Genomic DNA, 18890 nt, shown 5'->3' with positions numbered 1-18890 from the left:
GTTTGAAAGGTGCCTACATTCCTTCACCAATCTGTTTTGTATTGAAAGCGCTGTGATAGCTCTGAAACATGCATCTTGAGGTAGCACGGGTATAAAGCTTTGTTTTATTCTATCGACTGTTTTAAGATAGCTTCAACGCTTTTCTATCTAAAAGAAATCTAATGGATTTATACTGGATTCTCATCACCTTTATTTTTGGTTTTGCACTTAAACAAATTGGTCTGCCGCCCATGATAGGTTATTTAGTTGCCGGTTTTGCAATGAATGCCTACGGCTTAAAGCCAATTGATAATTTAGAAACTTTTGCCAATTTAGGCATTACTTTACTGTTATTCACCATTGGCTTAAAAGTACGAATAAAAGATATAACCGACACTGTCGTTTTAGGCGGCTCGATTGTGCCTATGTTTGCAGTAACCGTAATTGTTGCTTTAGGCACTGGTTTACTTGGGTTTGTTACCTCAATTAACCTCTTTAATATTGACTGGCAAACGGCTGCTTTTATTGGTTTTGCTTTAAGTTTTTCAAGCACAGTTTGTGTAGCCAAAATTTTAGAAGAGACCGGTGAATTAAAAACCCGCCACGGTAAAGTCTCTATTGGTATTTTAGTTATTCAAGATTTTGCAGCAGTGATCTTTTTAGTTGCGGCTTTGGGTACTTTACCAAGTGTTTGGGCGCTTGGGCTTATTTTATTAGTTCCGTTAAAACCTTATTTTGGTAAGTTACTTGAAAAAACAGGTCACGGCGAATTATTGCCTTTAGTTGGATTTTGTTTTGCCTTTGGCGCTTATGAACTTTTTTACGCTTTTAATTTAAAAGGCGATTTAGGCGCTTTATTAATGGGGATGTTATTAAGCTCCAATGCAAAATCAAACGAGCTATATAAATCGCTAATGCATTTTAAAGATTTATTCTTAATTGGATTCTTTTTATCTATCGGCTTTACCGCACTGCCTACGTTTGAAACCGTCAGCTTAGCATTAGCCTTAACCCTATTAATGGCAGTTAAGTTTGTAATTTTCTTTTTTGTACTGGTTAAATTTAAACTCAGGGCACGTACCAGCTTTTTAACCGCTATGGCACTGATGAACTTTAGCGAATTTGGGTTAATTGTCGCCAAAATATGTGTTGAAAAAACCTGGTTAAGTCCGCAATGGCTAGTTGCCATTGCGATGTCTGTCACTTTCTCGTTTGTAATTAGTAGTTTTGTTTTTAAACATGCACACACTTATTACAGCCGTTATAAAGATAAAATCCTCAAATTTGAAAGCGAAGATACCATTAATAACACCTGTCCAAACATGCCAACCACAGCCGAAATTTTAATTGTGGGTATGGGCCGAGTTGGTAGTGGTAGTTACGATGCTCTGGCCTGCGAAATAGGCGATAAAGTTTGGGGAATCGACGCAGACTCAGACAGAATAGAAAAACACAAAATTCATAACCGTAATGTCGCTTTAGCTGACGCAGAAGATATTGAGTTTTGGCAACAAGTAAACCTGAGTCAGGTGAAATTAATTATGATCGCACTGCCATCGCTGGCTGATATGAAAAATGTTATTGCTCAGCTCAAGTTCAGCCATTACCAAGGCCGCATTGCTGCCATTGCCCAATATGCGGATGATGGTGAAATATTACTCAAATCAGGGGCACATACTGTTTTTAATTATCATAAAGAGATTGGGGCTGGTTTTGCCAAAGAGAGTTTAAATTTATTGGCAGAGCAAAATATACCAGAGGAAAGACTAGCTCAAGCCTAACAGCCTGACGCTCATGATAACCGACTCATCATACAAAGAGCGATAAATTAAACCTTATCGCTCTTTTTCCAATTTTCCTTTTAACTCTTTATATGCTGCTTATGTTTAATCATTTGCGCTGTCTAAAAACGGTAAAATTTCAGCTTTTTTCTTTAGCGTTTTAATATTTAAAAATAATTTTTGAGCTTGCGGATAAGCTATTTTTAAATACGTTAGCCACTGTTTAACCCGGTTTGGATAATACAACCCCACATCGCCTTCTACTTTAAAATCAGCATATTGTTTTAATAAACCAACCACTTGCTGCCAAGGCATTTTGTTTGCGCGGCCACGCACAACCGCAGCCAAATTCGGTACAGCCAAAGCCCCCCGTCCTAACATTAACCGGTTAGTATTTGCCGCTTGCATACATAAAATGGCGTCTTGTTTAGTCCAGATTTCGCCGTTGGCGGTGACCGGCATAGTGCAAAATTGGTTTAAGGATGAGATCTCGTGCCAAAACGCAGGCGGTTTATAACCTTGTTTTTTAGTACGGGCATGAATTGCTAATTCGTTGACTCCGGCAGATTGAATCGCATCCACATTCTCATGAAAAAGCTGAGTATCATCAAACCCTAAACGAATTTTTGCGCTCACAATGTGATTATCCGGCACAGCTTGCCGAATAGCAGACATAACCTGATATAAAGTTTCTGGCTCTTGCAATAAAACCGCACCACCTTTAGATTTATTCACTGTTTTGGTCGGACAGCCAAAATTAACATCAATGCCGTGTGAGCCTAACTCGATTGCTCTAACCGCATTTTCTGCTAAAAAACCGGGGTGATTGCCTAATAACTGAATTCTAAGTGGTGTGCCATTTGGAGTTTTGGCATTGGTTTTTAACTCAGGACAAAGTTTATAAAATGATCGCACAGGCTGTAAGCTTTCAGTGATCCGTAAAAACTCAGTCACACATAAATCAAATCCGCCAGATTGGGTTAATAAATCCCGCATAATATGATCAACTACACCTTCCATTGGTGCTAAAACCAAGCGTTCAATATTATCAGATTGTAATTGTGCTTCAGCCATATCAATACATAAACCGTCAATAAAGGCGCGTATTGTAGCTTTAATCTAAATAACCTCAACTCTAAATAACCTGTGCGCCTATAAAACTTAACGATAATTTTTTGACGTTTTTTCTGGCATTATTGTTGCTTTAACGCAGTTAAGATTAATCCGGATAATAGTAATCAAGATGAAACTTAAAATTACACTAATGCTGAGCAGTACAATTTTATTGAGCGCATGTATGACATCGCCGGGCTATTTATTTTCTTTCGGGCAAAAAGATGAGACTACATCAGAACAGACTCAACAGGTAGAAGCTGAGCCGGTTTCAGAGCAAATGCAAGCGCTTACTCAAAGCTGCCGCAATCAGGAAAATTTAGAAATTGCACAAGCCAATCAAAAATCGTCGGTGTTAAATCAACTTGAATTAACGGTTCGTAGTGGATTAATTGATTTAGCCTGCCAATTGAGCGATCAGCAAATAGCGCATCTGGCTATTTATATTGCACCGGTAGATGCTCACAACCAATATAGCTTACAAGCTGAATTGCTGCATCAAACTTTGCTCAGCCAAGCCAGAATATTAGGCATCGAGGTATCGAATTTAGCAATAAGTAATAAACAAAATTCAAAACTTAATAGTGTATTATATAGTCTACCCATAGCCGGTAACTTACAAACGCACGTATTGCAACTTAATTTAGTCAGTTCAGATTCTCAGCATATTTTAGCAAGTAAACAATTAGCTTTAGGCCAAAGCCAATTGAGCAAACCAGCTAAAGGAATAACGCTTAATTTAAATCAAAACCAAGCGGATCATACCCAGTTAAATACCAGGGATCAAAAACCAGATTCTGTATTTTTGAAACACTAGTAACATTCCCATTTATAGCGATCAAAGCGACAGGCGTAAAACGAACTAAAGCCAATCTACATTGATATAAATGATGCTAGGCTATTTTTAATCCTATTATTTCGCCAGTTCTTTAACTAATTTAGCAAATTTGTCGAGTAATAAACTCATCCCCGCAATATCAAAACTATCCACTTTACTGAGTAGTTGGCTGGCAAATTTATCTAATTTAGGGTTTTCAAACTGGCTAGCTGAATCAGCCAGCTGCTTGGCAAAAGCTTTAATCGTATTAACTTGATTATTTTGTTTAGCTTGAGAAAACGCAGCTAATAAATCAGCCGTTAATACCTTTTTAAACTCAGCTTTTTCTGCTTGAGTAAGCTGCTCTATATTAAGATCATTATTATTTAACTGGCTTACCGAGTTAATGCTATAAGCTAAATGATGAGTTAATGTTGAGAATAAATCGGTTCTTAAAACTGGTTTTCTTAAATAGTCGTCAAAAAACTGCTGTTTTTGTTGCTCATATTCGTCCTGCATAACAGAAGCGGTCAAGGCGACAATGGGTAATTCAGGGTATAAAGTTTTTAATTTTTCAGCCGCCTGATAACCATCCATAACCGGCATTCTAATATCCATAATCACCAAATCAATTAAATGCGAATCGCACATTTCTATCGCTTGTAGGCCATTTTCAGCTTCATAAATTTTAAGCTGAGTTTTTTCAAAGTTATTACGTACCAATGCGCGGTTATTCTCAATATCATCAACTACTAAAATATTGGCTGGCGAAAATTCAACTAAATCTGGATTAAAGTCGAGTGATGCTTTTAATTTTTTATCTGCTTTAATCGCAGCGATATCTAAGTGTTTAAGCAGCACTCTAAAACAAGCACCTTTGTCTGGCTCGCTGGTGACTGTAATTTCACCACTCATCATTTCAACTAAACGCTTGGTAATAGACAGTCCAAGTCCGGTACCGCCAAATTTTTTAATGTCCTGACCATCTTGCTGTTCAAACTTTTCAAAAATTTTGGCTTGCTGTTCTGGTGCTATGCCAATCCCTGTATCTTGTATTTCTATTAACAAATCAATTTTGCTTAAATGCTCATCAATATTTAGAGCTTGAACAGTTAAATAAATACTACCTTGATCGGTAAACTTCACAGCATTACCAATTAAGTTAAATAAAATTTGGCGCAGTCTGGTTGCGTCAATCAGAATAGCATCCGGAATTTTATCATCTACGGTGATTTCAAATGCTAAGTCTTTTTGCTGCATTTTTATCTGAAAAACGCTTTTAACTTCACTACATAACTCCCGAATATTATTTGCACGGTTTTCAATTCTTAATTTACCTGATTCAATTTTTGACAAGTCTAAAATATCGTTAATTAACATTAACAGGGTATTTCCTGCTGATTGGATAATTTTGACAAATGATTTTAGTTTTTCATCTTTAATTTGTGCATCTAAGAGCTCTGTAAAACCAATAATAGCATTCATTGGGGTACGAATTTCGTGGCTCATGTTAGCTAAAAACTCAGACTTAGCTTTATTAGCGGCTTCAGCTAACTCTTTAGCTGCCGTTAACTGAGTTTCCATTTCTATTCTCTCACTTAAATCCACGGCAATAATAAGTAAGGCCCCTTTATCACCAAATTGAATGGGGATCACAGATACCATCATGGATTTAACCCCACCTCCAAATTTTTTCATTTGAATAATACGCTGATAAATCGCTCTACCTTGATTAATATCCTGAATTAAGTTTTCTTTATCAGTGATACTATGGAGATATTCTTGGATGTTTAATTGATTAACTTGCTCTTTGCTCAAGTGGTATTCATCCAACACGGTTTGATTAGCTAATAAAATAGCACCATGAATATCCGTAACCATTACGTTCAGCGGTAAATTATTAATTAATAACTCAAGTTGTGCCTGATTATCTTTTAAGTGTGCTTCTAAACGTTTTTGTTCAGTTTTATCACGCAAAGTTAGATACAAGCACGCTTCGCCCTGATACTTAATCGGTACTGCAACAATATCGACCCAAAACACATGATTATTTATGGGTAGGCATTGCCAGTCAAAACGATACTCCCCCTCAACTTGAGCAATACTTAATGCATCTTTTAATTTTTTGGAACTACTTTGATCATCAAACTGAAAACTTGGGGACCAGTTTAATAAGCTGGTATTAATAAATTGTGATTTATGACTAATGCCAAATAAAGATAAACTCGATTGGTTGGTGCCTATGATTTTATCGTCTTTAAGTAATATATGAGCATCAGCTGCCTGCTCAAATAAAACTTGGAAGTTTTCTTTTTCAACAGCCAACTGTTGTTCTGCTTGCTTACGCTGATTTACTTCTTTTTTAAGTCGTATATTCCAGAAAACAATAAATAATAAAACAGTAATTGCACCAATTACGACTTTAGAGATAAGTTCATAATCAGTTTTTTCAGCTAACTCTAACTGAGTCCAACGGTTTAAAATTTCATTACCTTTTTGTTGACTAATATCACTCATTAACCGTTCAAGTAAATAATGCAGCATGGGTTTTTGCTTATTTACAAATAAAGTTAATTTCATATCGACATCTGTTTTGCCAACCACTTTAACATTGTAATAGTCACCGTCTATCAGTAGAGTTCGGGCTTTAGCAAGTGACATCACGGCAGCAGAAAACAGCCCATCACTTAAACCACTAACAGCAACTTTTGCATTTTCAACTTCAATAAAGTCTAAATTAGGGTATTGGCTAAATATTTTTTGGGTATAGCCATAATCTTTAATAACAGCTATTTTATTATTTTTTAATTCATTCAAATTACTAATAAAATTAGCATCATTTGACATTAAAATAACAATAGGATTGGTTAAGTAGGTTTGGATTGGACGATAATTCTGAGTTAATACGTTATCATCTATATCGCCAGAAATAACATCAACATCCTGCTTTATAGACAGAGCTAAAGTTTCCTGCCAGTTTGCTGTTTGCTTTAATTGAAATTTTAAAGGGCTTTGAGCCTCAATTTGTTGTAAATAGTCAGATACAATTCCGATATAACGGCCTTGATTATCAATTGCTTCAAACGGTAACCAATTTGGGTCACCAGCAAAACTAACTTGGGCATTTTGCTGCATCCAATTAATTTCTTCATTTGAAAATAGCTGCGCAAATTTGTGATTAGAAGAAACCCTAGATGATTCAAACCAAGATTGTTCAACTTTATGTTTTTCGTTTGGATCGATTGAGGCTAATGCTTTATCTAATATACTTTTTAGCAGCGGACTAGATTGATTAACCATAAAATGTAACTGTGTTGATTTATGCTCTGTCGCAGCTAAAAAAGGCACAATATTATGAATCTGGCGATGATTTAACGCCGAAGTTAATACACTATAAGTAGCATAAATTAAATCTGCTTTATTCTCTAAAACAGCGTTAATCGACTCAGATATATTATTAGTCTCTAAAATATGTATATCTTTTAGTGTTTCTTTTAACTGTGTTACATAAGCATGACCTTTTGTAACAGCCAGCACCTTCCCTTGCATATCTGTTAGTTTATTACCCGCGATATCATCTCGCTTAAAAAAGTAATTATCAGCGCTAAAATACGGCTGAGTAAATAAAGCAAACCGTTCTCTAGATTCTGTTTTATATGCAGCGATAGCTAAATCTAATTGATTGTCTTTAATTAATGTAAGCGTGTCATCCCAGTTATTTTCAACAAACTCAGTCTCTATTCCAAGTTTTTGAGTTGCAAGATTCAATACATCAATTGATAAACCAGTTATTTCTCCTAAATCATTTTTAAACGAAAAAGGTCGCCAGAATATATCAACCCCAACTTTGATTTTGTTATGTTGAGCTAACCATGTTTGCTCATCTTGAGTTAAATTTAACGTTTGGCTTTCGGCGACCTTAAACCATTTATTTTGAATCGCAATATGTTGCTCTGCGCTGATATCAGCTAAAGCTTTCTGAATAATAGAAAATAAAACAGGCTGTGATTTATCAATGGCTAATGATGTCTTAGTTGCTAACTCATTAACTTTTGCTGTAATTTTTAGATTAGTAAAAAAGTGCTTTTTTATAGTGTATGTAGCAACAGCTATATTACCTAAGTAAGCATCAGCTCGCCCATATGAAACGGCTTCGATTGCCTCAATGTTGGATGAAGTTAATAAAAGCCGGACTTCGGGATGATTTTCGACCATCCATTCATGTAAGTACGACCCTTTGTTGAGTGATGCTGTTTTCCCTTTCAAATCAGCCATTGATTTAATGTTATGAACACTATTTTGTACAACAATAGCTAATGGCATTACAGTGTATGGCTGAGTAAAATTTAAATATTTAGCTCGTTCAGGCGTATGCGCAGCACAAACTAAACCATCTAATTGTTTAGTTTGCATTTTTTGCATAACAGTATCCCACACATCTGCTTTTATCTCGAAGCGAATACCTGTTTTAGTTGAAATTAATGCGATAATATCAGCGGCAATACCTTGGTGTTGATATTGGTCATCAACAAAGTCAAATGGCGGCCATGCATAATCGGCTCCGAGTTTAATAATTTTATTACTGGACTGCTGTTGTTTTAACCATAATGCTTCTGTTTCTGTCCACTCTATAGCTTGAATTTGACAAGAGATAAGCCATCCTATAGCTATCAGAAAATATTTAATCATGTTGCTTTGCTATTTTGGTAAACTCATCAAAGTGTTCAGTAAATAAATCAACCAGTAAAGGTTCAAAATGACGCCCTTTTTGCTCAATAATATAAGTACGGGCATCATCAAGTGACCAAGCATCTTTATATCGACGTTTATGAATAAGCGCATCAAACACATCCGCCAGTGCGACAATTCGGGCATAAACATGGATATCTTTCCCTGCTAATCCTTTAGGATAACCAGAACCGTCCCATTTTTCATGATGCTGCTGGGCAATTACATCAGCGGCCTGAATATATTTTCGCTTCGACATTCTTAATATTTCATGCGCTTTTGTAGTGTGAGTTTTCATAATTTCAAACTCAGCTTCAGTTAATTTTCCAGGCTTGTGTAAAATATCGTGAGGGATCGCAATTTTACCAATATCATGCATAGGAGCAGCATGAAAAATCGTTTCGCAATCAGTTTCGGAAAGGCTTGGGTAGTAATGAGCTAATAAGCGAGAATATTCTGACACCCGCTGAATATGACTACCGGTTTCATCTGAGGTGGCTTCCATTAACTCCATTAAAACATAAATCATTTCTTTTTGACTGTCTTCTAACTCAGTCATATAGCGGGTTTCTTTATGAATTAAATTGGTTTGCAGGTTTAGATTTAAAGTTTTGAGGGTTTTACGTGCACTATACAATTCAAGATGATTTTTAACTCGAGCAATTAACTCTTCAGAGTGAAATGGCTTGGTAATATAATCAACTGCACCTAACCTAAAACCTTTAGAAATTGAGTCTATATCAACTTTAGCAGTTAAAAATATAATTGGAATATCTTTGGTTTTTTCATCTTGCTGTAATAACCGGCATACCTGATACCCATCCATTCCTGGCATCATAATATCCAGCAAAATTAAATCAAAGTTGTGCTGTAAACTAAGATCCAACGCTTGTTGTCCATTTAGCGCAAAAGTGAATTGATAAGCTTGCTCCTTTAGCATATTCATTGCAACCTGAATATTATCGGCTACATCATCCACAATTAAAATGTGATACTGATTCATTTACAACTTAATCCCTACACCCTGATTAAACTACAGTTGAGCCACATCGAACCTGCATCGATGCACAATCCTTGTACAGTTATACGCTATTTTAATTTGTGAAACAATCTACAAATTTGACATTTGTTAAACATATTGCCAGCGAACTCTACTTGTTAGTTGACATAAGATTTCATAAGGAATCGTCCCGGCTGAATCAGCCACTCGCTCAATTGGCAGCCCTTCACCCCATAATATTGCGGTGTCACCAACTTGCTCTATACTATCTATGCCTAAATCAACCATAATCATATCCATTGAGACACGCCCCACTAAAGGCACTATTCGCCCATTTACCAAAACCGGAGTGCCATTTTTAGCATGCCTTGGATAACCATCACCATACCCAATTGCAACTACCCCTAATTTTGTTGGTTTATCTGCCTGCCAAGTGCTGCCATATCCCACTTTAGTACCGGCAGAAATCGCTTTAACCGAAATAAGACTACTCGACAATGTCATAACAGGTTTTAGGTTGCGTTCAATACCGGCTTCACCCTCTATAGGTGAAACACCATAAAGCATAATACCCGGTCTCACCCAAGTTCTACGGGTGTTTTCGAGCACCATGGTTGCAGCCGAATTAGCAATTGACTGGGCAAACGGATAAGCCTGACAAGCTTGCTCAAATAAACTAAGTTGCAACTGATTATAATCGTTATTTAATTCATCGGCGCAAGCAAGGTGAGTAATAAAAGTAAGCTCAGAATGCACCAAAGGGCAAGCCTGTAAACGGGCAACAAATTCATCTACCTGAGCAGGATTAACCCCTAAACGCGACATGCCGGTATCTATTTTTAACCAAACTTTAATTTGTGAATGCGTGGATAAATGTAAGCTGGCTTGCTCTAACTCGATTAACTGCTGTTCGCAGTGCACTATGGTTTGAAACTGGTTTACTGCAATACTGGCAATATCTTTGGCTTGAAAAAAACCTTCCAGCAATACAATGGTTTTAGTTATGCCAGCGGTGCGTAGCTGAAAAGCTTCTTCTATTCTGGCAACGCCATACGCATCGGCTTGTTCTAACGCCTGCGCAACCTCAACCAAACCGTGTCCATAACCATTAGCTTTGCACACAGCTAATACATTACTATCAGGGGCTAATTGTTTTACTTGGGATAAGTTATGTTGCAAAGCGGATAAATTAACTTGGGCGATAGCAGTTTTCATTATGTTTATAAACCGATAAAACAAAAAATAAGGCGAGCAAATAAAAAGTCATTTTCACATAAACTGACTAGCCAAACCAGCGATATATATTTAAACTGTCGAATATCGCAAATGTAAATTAATTAGTTGTATTGCAAATTAACGATCCCACAAAATATGTGTAAACGGAACTTAACCTCTTTTATAAAACAAGCTGATAATGCTCAATTAAGCTATGCCCGTACTGCCTTTATGCTATTGCCCACTTTACTCACGGCTTGTACCAATACAGCCGAGCATAATCAGCAGCAAATAAACCAGCTTACACAGCGAATTGAGTTATTAGAAACGGCCAATAAAGAAGAAAAAGAAACGCTGAGTAAACTCAAACAAAAAGAAGCAGACTTAGATTTGTTACTCACCGCATTAAGCCAACAAGCCGATTTACCCGGTTATCAGTTAGATACTAAACAAAGCTCGACCATAACCGTTACGCCAATTACCACGCAAAACAAGCAGATAGACACGGTTCAACCAGAGTTAAAACCAGATAACCTAGTTGCCCTAGATAATTTAACTGGCTTAGATAATTTATCTAAAACCAACTCGCAGACCAATCATCAACCTGCAAGCCAGCCTAAATATGCAGTGCAAATTGCATCACTTTCATCTAAATATCAGTATCAGCAAGCATGGCGTGAGTTTAAAATAAAATTTCCACAAATTAGTCAACAATCCACCCCTTTGGTTGAAGACATCACTAAAGATAACATTCCATTTTATCGTTTAAAAATCGGCCCTTATTCAAAGAATGAGGCGAACAATATTTGCCAGCAATTAAAACAAAATAAACAAAGCTGCCTAACAACCAATTACACCGGTAGCAAGTTTTAAATTGACAAAATGAGAAATGAATCACTAAAATCCTAAAGTCAGACCAGTTATGACCGATAAACAAACAGACTAAGTGGCGAATTTAGCAAAGGAAAGCGCACTCATGTTCGCTTTTAGCTACAACAAGCTTGTTTAGTTACAACAATATATTTAGTTGAAATAAGAAGTATCATTTTTTAGGAGAAACAAAATGAAATTAAAACTATTAAGCTTGGGTTTAGCGAGTTTATTTGTAGCAAATGGGGCAATGGCTGTTTCTAATGACTTTACGACATCGGTTACAGTTCAAAATGCGCTGACTCTAACAGAAGATACCGCGTTAAGTTTTGGTACAATTCGAGCTCAGCTGGCTTCAGATGTCACTGGGGGAGCTGAATCCGCTTTTGCAAGTTTAACTATTAGCCCAGATGGTAGTGCCGTATCCACTACACCAGGGACTACATCTGTTATTCAAAGCATGGAAGATGGTGAACCAGCTGCTTTTAGCGTTGGAGGGGCAGCGAATTATGCACTTTTGACCGTTACTGTAACGGCTGATTCAGCTGGCATCACAACAGGCGCTCCTGGAACGCCTGTATTTACTATGTCTAATTTCGCTGGTTTTGTAACAACAGGAGCGAACCCAAATACAGACTTCGTTTCTGGTGATCAAGTACGAACTAGTGCTGATGGCTCCCTATCTTTTAATCTTGGTGCAACAATTACTGTTGATCAAACCTTAGATATAGATAATGATGAAGCCTCTTATAATGATGCGCCATATTCAGGTAGTTATACTGTAGAAGTTGACTACTAGTCTTAATTTTAAGCCAAAAACAAACTCTTTTGTTTTTGGCTTTTTCTGTATGAAACATTTAATTTTATTATTCGTGTTAATACCATCTGTTTGCATGTCGCAAATAGAGATGATTCAACCGTTAAGTTTTGGAACTATTGTTGTTGGGAAAAACAATGAGGTCAGTTACATTGAGGTATCACCTCTAGGGGTAACACAAGCACATAATCACATATGGTTAATAGAAGAAGGGCAAAACGCAGAGTTTTTAGTGACGAACCTTCCACCGTATAGAGAAATCAATGTACAAATTGATATATTAACACCTACTGCTAAATCTAATTTTCATGATACCGAACAATTTGTCGTAGATTCAGTTGCTGCTTTCCCTTCACCTATAACAGCCGACAGCGTCGGACAAGCTAAAATATATGTCGGAGCTGTATTAAAAACGACTGGAAATAACCAAACATATTTAAATACTGAATATATGGCTAATTTTAGAATTACGTTAAATTATTAATTAAGGATAGAAATTAAATGTTGCTGAAGAGAAAAACATTTTTAACCTTTTTACTTTTTTTTATAAATCAAACAGCCCAAGCTCAACTTTTAATTACACCCACTCGAGTAGTTTTAGATGAAAGGCAGCGTTCAGCAAAAGTTATTTTAATCAATCCAACTAATCAGGTAAGGACTTACCGTATTGAATGGGAAGAGAAGGTAGCAAAAAGTACCGGAGGATATCAGGCATTAGCTAATAATGAGTTAAATAACTCAAATTTTAATTTAGCAAGTCCTATGCTAAGAATTAGCCCAAGACAAGTCACATTACAGCCGAATGAGAAACAATCAGTAAGATTGATGTTTCGTAGACCTAAAGATCTACCAGATGCTGAATATAGGTCTCACTTAGCATTTAAACCACTTCCAATTGAAAAAAAGCCGAATAACCAAACCAACTCAAGTATGAAAATTAACGTTGAGCCTCTTCTTGCTTTTACAATCCCTGTTATAGCCCGTCAAGGTCAGGTTGAAGCCAGTGTCGATATTAACCAACTTTCTGTCATTAAAAATAAAGCTCAAAATTCTGCTCAGGTTTTATTAACCATAAATAAAGCAGGAAAATACAGTACCACAGGGAATATGCTGGTTTATTGGCAACCCAACCCAAATGCAGAGGAGCAGATTGTTGCTCAGGTACATGGCTATAATATTTATCCGGATCAAAGCCAATATCAGCTTAGTTTAGACTGGCTAGATTTTAACGCAGCCAATGGGCGTTTAAGAGTGGAATATACCGGTAAAAAAGAATTTAACGGTAAAGTATTTATTAACAAAACATTCGATTTAGCGTCTAATTTAATTATTAAATGACAAGATTAGCAAAAGGTTTTAAATGTGGTTTAATCAGCAGCCTGATGTTTTTTACATCAGGCTGTTTTTTTGATCTTTACGCTCAACAAACAGAGCCACAACAACAAAATGAAACTGAGTTGATTAATGACTCTGGAATTCCAACTGGCGAGCCACTCCTATTATTAATTAAGTTAGGTCACTTGCAGCTTGCAGATGTTTTTGCGATAAAAAGCGATAAAGGCGCTTTAATTGGTTTACAAAACTTAGCCGATGTATTGGATTTTGCCATTGAAGTATCGCTTGAGCAACAAACCGCCAGCGGCTGGTTTATAACCGAAGCGCAAACTTTTACCCTTAATTTAAATAGGTTAAGTCAGCAGGTACAAAGCGCCGGTGAAACATACTCGCTTGATGCTGCTGATTATCAGTTAGATGATGATATTTATATTGAAGCAAGTGAACTTGCAAAATGGTTTAAACTAACATTAGAAATTGAATACCGTAATTTAGAGTTAAATATTAGCTCAACTCAGCCTTTACCTATTGAGCAAAGGCTTGCTCGCAAAAATAAAACAGCCCGCTACAGCCAGCAACAATCCACAGCGGTTTTACCTTGGCGTGAAAGCAGTTATCAATTATTTTCATCACCGGTTTTAGATGCTCAAATCACTTATTCAAACCGTAAGCCGGGTCATTCTAATGTAACAACCTCGCTAGTTGGCGCGCACGATTTAGCCTATTTATCGAGCCGTTATTATCTTCGCGCCAGTGACCAAAGCAACAGCTCAGCCAGAGTTACAGATATTCGTTTAAATTTATTTGAAACATCACAACAAAATGATTTATTAGGCCCGTTAAATGCCAGCCGGTATGAATTTGGCGATGTTCAGCCAGTGAATATTGGCTACAACAGTATAGCTTCTGTAAGTCAGGGGTTAAATGTAAGTAACCGCCCTTTATTTAGGGAAATAAACAGTGAAACTACGAGCTTTGCTGGCGATATTCAGCCCGGTTGGGATGTTGAGTTATACCGCAATAAAATATTAGTAGCGTCCAGTTTAAGTAACGAGAGTGGCCGCTACGAGTTTAATAACATTGAACTATTGTTTGGCGACAACCAGTTTGAGGTTGTTTTTTATGGCCCGCAAGGACAAGTTAAAACCGAATCAAAACAAATTATTGTTGATCAAAATCCGGTTGAGGATAACCAATTCGTTTATCAGTTGTCGATAACTGAACAAGGTCGCCAGTTATTTGATGGCGTGTTAAATCAAAATCATCGTGATACCAATTGGTTGCTTTCGGGTCGCTACGATTATGGTTTTAGTGATTGGGCTTCGGTTTATTTTGGCCATGCTTTATATTTAGATAACGAGCAAAATGCAAACCAGTATGCTTTGGGTAGCCAATTAAGTTTATTTAACCGCGCTATTTTAAACCTGAGCTTAGATGCAAATGACAATGATGAACACAGTGTTAGAGCGGCTTTGCGAACAAAATTTGGCGATCAATCTGTTAATATTAATGTTCAGTCCAGACAAAACCAAGATAATACAAGCAGCCAAACTTTATCTTCCAGCTTAGCTGGTAATCTACTCAGTTACGACAGAATAAGTTTACGCCATCAAAATAACCTGTCGTTTAATCAATCTGGCGATTCAAAATCGCAGCGCTTTTCCAATTCTTTGGCTTTATATACGCCTTGGTTAAACTTAAATAATCAGCTGAGCTGGCAAAAAAGTGAATTCGGCAGTTTTGAAACAACAAACAGCTATGGGCAACTCCAACTCCAAAAACGTTTTTATCGTTTATCTACCCGCTTTAGCGCGCTCTATTCTATTGAACCAACTGAAGAAATCACTGCTTACCGAGCTGAGTTTTCATATCCGTTTAGTAATTCACTCAGCACTGAGCTAGATTATTATCAGCTTAATACAACCGATTACCACTCAATTCAAACCAACTTAACTTGGAGTGAAGAAAATTTTCGTTTATCAGGATATTTTGATTACGACAGTGACGATAAATGGCGGCTTGGTTTGTCATCTAACTTTAGTTTTGGCTTTCATGCGCAAGAAAACATTTATTTTTTAAATAAAATTTCGCTCACTAATGGCGGCTCTGTTGTTGTTAGGGTATTTGAAGATAAAAATTTAAACGGCCAGTATGATATTGGTGAAACCCCTTTAGAGGGGGTTAAAGTTGCCGCCTTACAAGGTGGTAGGCGTGCTGATACTAACGAGCTTGGGCTTGCTTTGTTACGTTCGTTAAGTTCTGGCCGAACAACGGATATTGCAATTGATAAGGCCACCCTGCCCGACCCATTTTCTATTCCAAGCCATAAAGGTATTTCAATTACGCCAAGAGATGGTTATGTCGATATGCTGGACGTACCCATTGTTATGTCGAGTGAAATTGAAGGCACTGTATTTATGGCTGATAGTGATCAGCCAGCAACTTATGTTCCGATTCAATTAGTTAATGATAAAAACGAAGTGGTCGCGACCACAGACAGTGAGTTTGACGGTTATTATTTATTTACCGATATTCCACCGGGGCAATACCAAATAAAGATCGCAGATGCGTATTTACAGCAGAAAAAAATCAAACCAGCATCGCCTATGCATATTATATTTTCAGGTAAAGGCAAAATTGCCAATGGTATGGATATTTTTTTAAGCAAATATAAAACCAGCACTTACTATGCCGCTATTGGCCCAAGCTTTAACTCTTTACCTGTACTGAAAGTATTTTGGTTACAGCTTAAAAATAAGCTTGCGAATATGCAACCTCAAGCCAGTTATCAATTCAATCAGCAAACGCAGCAATATACTTTAGTGTATACTCAACAGCTTGCTGCAGATGAGCCTCGACAACTTTGTGAGCAGTTACTTAAACAAATTAAAGTGGCATGCGAAGTTAATCAGTTAGAAATATATCAATGATAACTTGAACCCAGCTAACCACACGGTTACTAATCCAAACGGATATTGATAACGTAATAATTTTAAACAGAACAGATTAAAACAAAACAATGGATAAAAAAATGCGACATTTTTCAAAATTTTTATTGCTTAGTTTTTCACTTATTCAACTACCCGCAATTGCCGAATCAGCTCAAAAACCCAATATGCAGCCACAAGGTTTAACTTATGGCTTAGGTTTAGCGGTTAAACGTGAAATTTATAAAGGTTATGATCAGCGTTTTATTCCGCTGCCAGTGATTGGCTATCACGGTGAAAAACTAAGTGTATTTGGGCCTTTTATTAGTTATAAACTTTACCAGAACCAACAATGGACATTCTCTGGCTTAATTTCTCCAAGATTTGAAGGCTTTGATGAATCCGACAGCGCTTATTTTAAAGATATGGATGACAGAGAGTTTTCAATGGATGCTGGCGTAGGATTAGATTATAAACAAGCTAGCTGGGGTGTTAGCAGCAAAATCAGAACAGATATTCTGGGTCGTTCAAATGGTAATGAGGCTAATTTAAATCTCACTAAAAGCTATAGGTTAGGTAAGTTTACTTTAGAGCCGGGTTTGGGTTTAACTTATTTAGATGAAAATAATGTAGATTATTATTATGGCGTAAGAGCGCATGAGGCCACTGCTGATCGCCCTTTTTATCAAGCAAGCTCTGCGGTTAATAAAAATGTAACTTTTACTGCATCAACCCCTATGTTTGACGGTTTTATCCGAACCAGTGTTAGTAATACATGGTATGACGATTCCATCACAGACAGCCCATTAACCGACAGAGATTCCAGCTTAGGTATTATGTTTACCTATTCAACCTTTTTTAAATAGCGGAATTAAATTAAGCAACAAAAAAGCCGGTTTTCATTTCTAAAAACCGGCAAGATACCTCAAGCACACATATTTGCTAATAAAGCAAAAGTTCTAAGCTAAACGCAAACTTAACTTGCTTTATTGACTACATTTTAACTATAGGGCAAATCAAAAATTGTGCAAAAATAAAAACAAAAAACCGCTTAGTTTTCACTAAGCGGTTTTTTAATTTAGTTAACTCTAAAAAATTAGAATTATAACTTGTCAGCGTTTTCTGAAAGGTAAGAAGCAACACCAGCTGTGCTCGCGTCCATACCTTTGTCACCGTCTTTCCAACCAGCTGGGCATACTTCACCGTGAGCTTCGTGGAAGTTTAATGCATCAATAGTACGTAACATTTCGTCAATATTACGGCCTAATGGTAAATCGTTAACAACTTGGTGACGAACTACACCGTCAGCATCAATTAAGAAAGAACCACGGAAAGCAACACCAGCTTCTGGATGCTCTACGTCGTATGCTTGACAAATTTCGTGTTTAACGTCAGCTACTAAAGGATATTGAACTTGACCAATACCACCGTCGTTAACTGCCGTGTTACGCCATGCGTTGTGAGTGAATTGAGAATCGATAGAAACACCGATAACTTCAACACCACGTTTTTGGAATTCAGCAAAACGCTTATCAAAAGCGATTAATTCTGAAGGACAAACAAAAGTAAAATCTAATGGATAAAAGAAAATAACTGCTTTTTTACCTTTGATTTGCTCGCTTAAATTGAAATTTTCAACAATTTCACCGCTACCTAAAACTGCTGCAGCTGTAAAATCCGGAGCTGGACGACCTACTAATACTGACATTGATATTCTCCATTCATATTATTGTGGAAACGAATTGACTGACTAATTGTTTGATCTTAATCAACCAATATGTGAAAAGATTATATGGGCTATCTTTAAAATTCCAAGTCTAAAAAGTGTTATTTTTTATTTTAATTTTTGGCTGAGTAAGATTAATTAATTTGTAATGACAAAAATGTGATCATTCACAAAAATATGGTTGCTAATAAGAACACTTCTCATTTATAATAAGTTTAATAATTAAGTGAGGTAGCTTTATGTACGTTTGTTTGTGTAACGGCATTACAGATAAAACCATTAAAAAAGCAGTTGAAAATGGCTGTGAGAGCCTTGCTGATCTCAGACAACAAATGGATATCGCCGATCAATGCGGAAAATGCCGCAAACATGCGATTGAAGTTATCCAGCAATCTAAAATTTTATCCGACAAAGAAAACGGCTTATTAATAGCTGCTTTTGCCTAGTTTTATAATTTCCCTTTCATTTTTATTTTCAAACGATCTTCAATTTAGAATTTAGAATTTAGAATTTAGAATTTAGAATTTAGAATTTAGAATTTAGAATTTAGAATTTAGAATTTAGAATTTAGAATTTAGAATT

14 protein-coding genes are annotated in these 18890 nt (G+C 36.6%); 9 read left to right on the top strand and 5 right to left on the bottom strand.

Features of this window, described 5'->3' with window-relative positions; translation table 11 throughout:
- Window positions 1-161: 161 nt before the first annotated feature.
- The gene (locus N7931_RS17640) at window positions 162-1760 is read left to right on the top strand and encodes a cation:proton antiporter (RefSeq protein ID WP_262795667.1); all 1599 of its coding nucleotides are present in this window, start codon (window positions 162-164) and stop codon (window positions 1758-1760) included.
- Window positions 1761-1865: 105 nt separating this feature from the next.
- Here N7931_RS17640 and N7931_RS17635 read toward each other — a convergent pair whose 3' ends face one another.
- Window positions 1866-2834, bottom strand: a complete 969-nt coding sequence (locus N7931_RS17635; RefSeq protein WP_262795666.1) for a tRNA-dihydrouridine synthase — start codon at window positions 2832-2834, stop codon at window positions 1866-1868.
- Window positions 2835-3003: 169 nt separating this feature from the next.
- On the opposite strand from N7931_RS17635, the gene N7931_RS17630 reads away from it, so the two are divergent.
- A complete protein-coding gene (locus tag N7931_RS17630) occupies window positions 3004-3690 on the top strand; it encodes a hypothetical protein (RefSeq protein WP_262795665.1) in 687 nt (228 codons plus the stop codon).
- Window positions 3691-3786: 96 nt separating this feature from the next.
- Here the strand turns inward: N7931_RS17630 and N7931_RS17625 are convergent, their stop codons facing one another.
- The 3 genes from N7931_RS17625 to alr all read right to left on the bottom strand — a co-directional run bounded on the left by N7931_RS17625 (window position 3787) and on the right by alr (window position 10633).
- On the bottom strand, window positions 3787-8379 hold the full coding sequence (locus N7931_RS17625) for a transporter substrate-binding domain-containing protein (RefSeq protein ID WP_262795664.1): 4593 nt from the start codon (window positions 8377-8379) through the stop codon (window positions 3787-3789).
- A complete protein-coding gene (locus tag N7931_RS17620; protein ID WP_262795663.1) occupies window positions 8372-9421 on the bottom strand; it encodes a two-component system response regulator in 1050 nt (349 codons plus the stop codon). The genes N7931_RS17625 and N7931_RS17620 overlap by 8 nt, the downstream gene beginning before the upstream one ends.
- Window positions 9422-9547: 126 nt before the next feature.
- Complete coding sequence (gene alr, locus N7931_RS17615) at window positions 9548-10633, bottom strand: alanine racemase (protein ID WP_262795662.1); 1086 nt, start codon at window positions 10631-10633, stop codon at window positions 9548-9550.
- A gap of 156 nt (window positions 10634-10789) precedes the next feature.
- On the opposite strand from alr, the gene N7931_RS17610 reads away from it, so the two are divergent.
- The 6 genes from N7931_RS17610 to N7931_RS17585 all read left to right on the top strand — a co-directional run bounded on the left by N7931_RS17610 (window position 10790) and on the right by N7931_RS17585 (window position 17448).
- Window positions 10790-11506: an SPOR domain-containing protein gene (locus tag N7931_RS17610; protein ID WP_262795661.1), complete on the top strand. Its 717-nt coding sequence runs from the start codon at window positions 10790-10792 to the stop codon at window positions 11504-11506.
- Window positions 11507-11696: 190 nt separating this feature from the next.
- The gene (locus N7931_RS17605; RefSeq protein ID WP_262795660.1) at window positions 11697-12302 is read left to right on the top strand and encodes a DUF4402 domain-containing protein; all 606 of its coding nucleotides are present in this window, start codon (window positions 11697-11699) and stop codon (window positions 12300-12302) included.
- A 49-nt stretch (window positions 12303-12351) separates the two neighbouring features.
- Window positions 12352-12804 (top strand): DUF4402 domain-containing protein, encoded by a 453-nt coding sequence (locus tag N7931_RS17600; RefSeq protein WP_262795659.1) that lies wholly within the window; start codon window positions 12352-12354, stop codon window positions 12802-12804.
- 17 nt (window positions 12805-12821) lie between these two features.
- The gene (locus tag N7931_RS17595) at window positions 12822-13658 is read left to right on the top strand and encodes a molecular chaperone (RefSeq protein WP_262795658.1); all 837 of its coding nucleotides are present in this window, start codon (window positions 12822-12824) and stop codon (window positions 13656-13658) included.
- A gap of 44 nt (window positions 13659-13702) precedes the next feature.
- Entirely contained in the window at window positions 13703-16585 is a 2883-nt protein-coding gene (locus N7931_RS17590) for a hypothetical protein (protein WP_262795657.1), read from the top strand.
- 101 nt (window positions 16586-16686) lie between these two features.
- Window positions 16687-17448 (top strand): MipA/OmpV family protein, encoded by a 762-nt coding sequence (locus N7931_RS17585; protein WP_262795656.1) that lies wholly within the window; start codon window positions 16687-16689, stop codon window positions 17446-17448.
- A gap of 236 nt (window positions 17449-17684) precedes the next feature.
- On the opposite strand, the gene N7931_RS17580 is transcribed toward N7931_RS17585, so the two are convergent.
- Window positions 17685-18290, bottom strand: a complete 606-nt coding sequence (locus N7931_RS17580; RefSeq protein WP_262795655.1) for a peroxiredoxin — start codon at window positions 18288-18290, stop codon at window positions 17685-17687.
- A 257-nt stretch (window positions 18291-18547) separates the two neighbouring features.
- Here N7931_RS17580 and N7931_RS17575 point away from each other — a divergent pair, with 257 nt between their 5' ends.
- Window positions 18548-18754, top strand: a complete 207-nt coding sequence (locus N7931_RS17575; protein ID WP_262795654.1) for a bacterioferritin-associated ferredoxin — start codon at window positions 18548-18550, stop codon at window positions 18752-18754.
- Window positions 18755-18890: the final 136 nt, after the last annotated feature.

Source organism: Catenovulum sp. 2E275 (assembly GCF_025515275.1).
GTDB lineage: Bacteria > Pseudomonadota > Gammaproteobacteria > Enterobacterales > Alteromonadaceae > Catenovulum.
The sequence above is the reverse complement of the archived record's forward strand: the minus strand, read 5'-3'. Positions and strand labels throughout refer to the sequence as shown.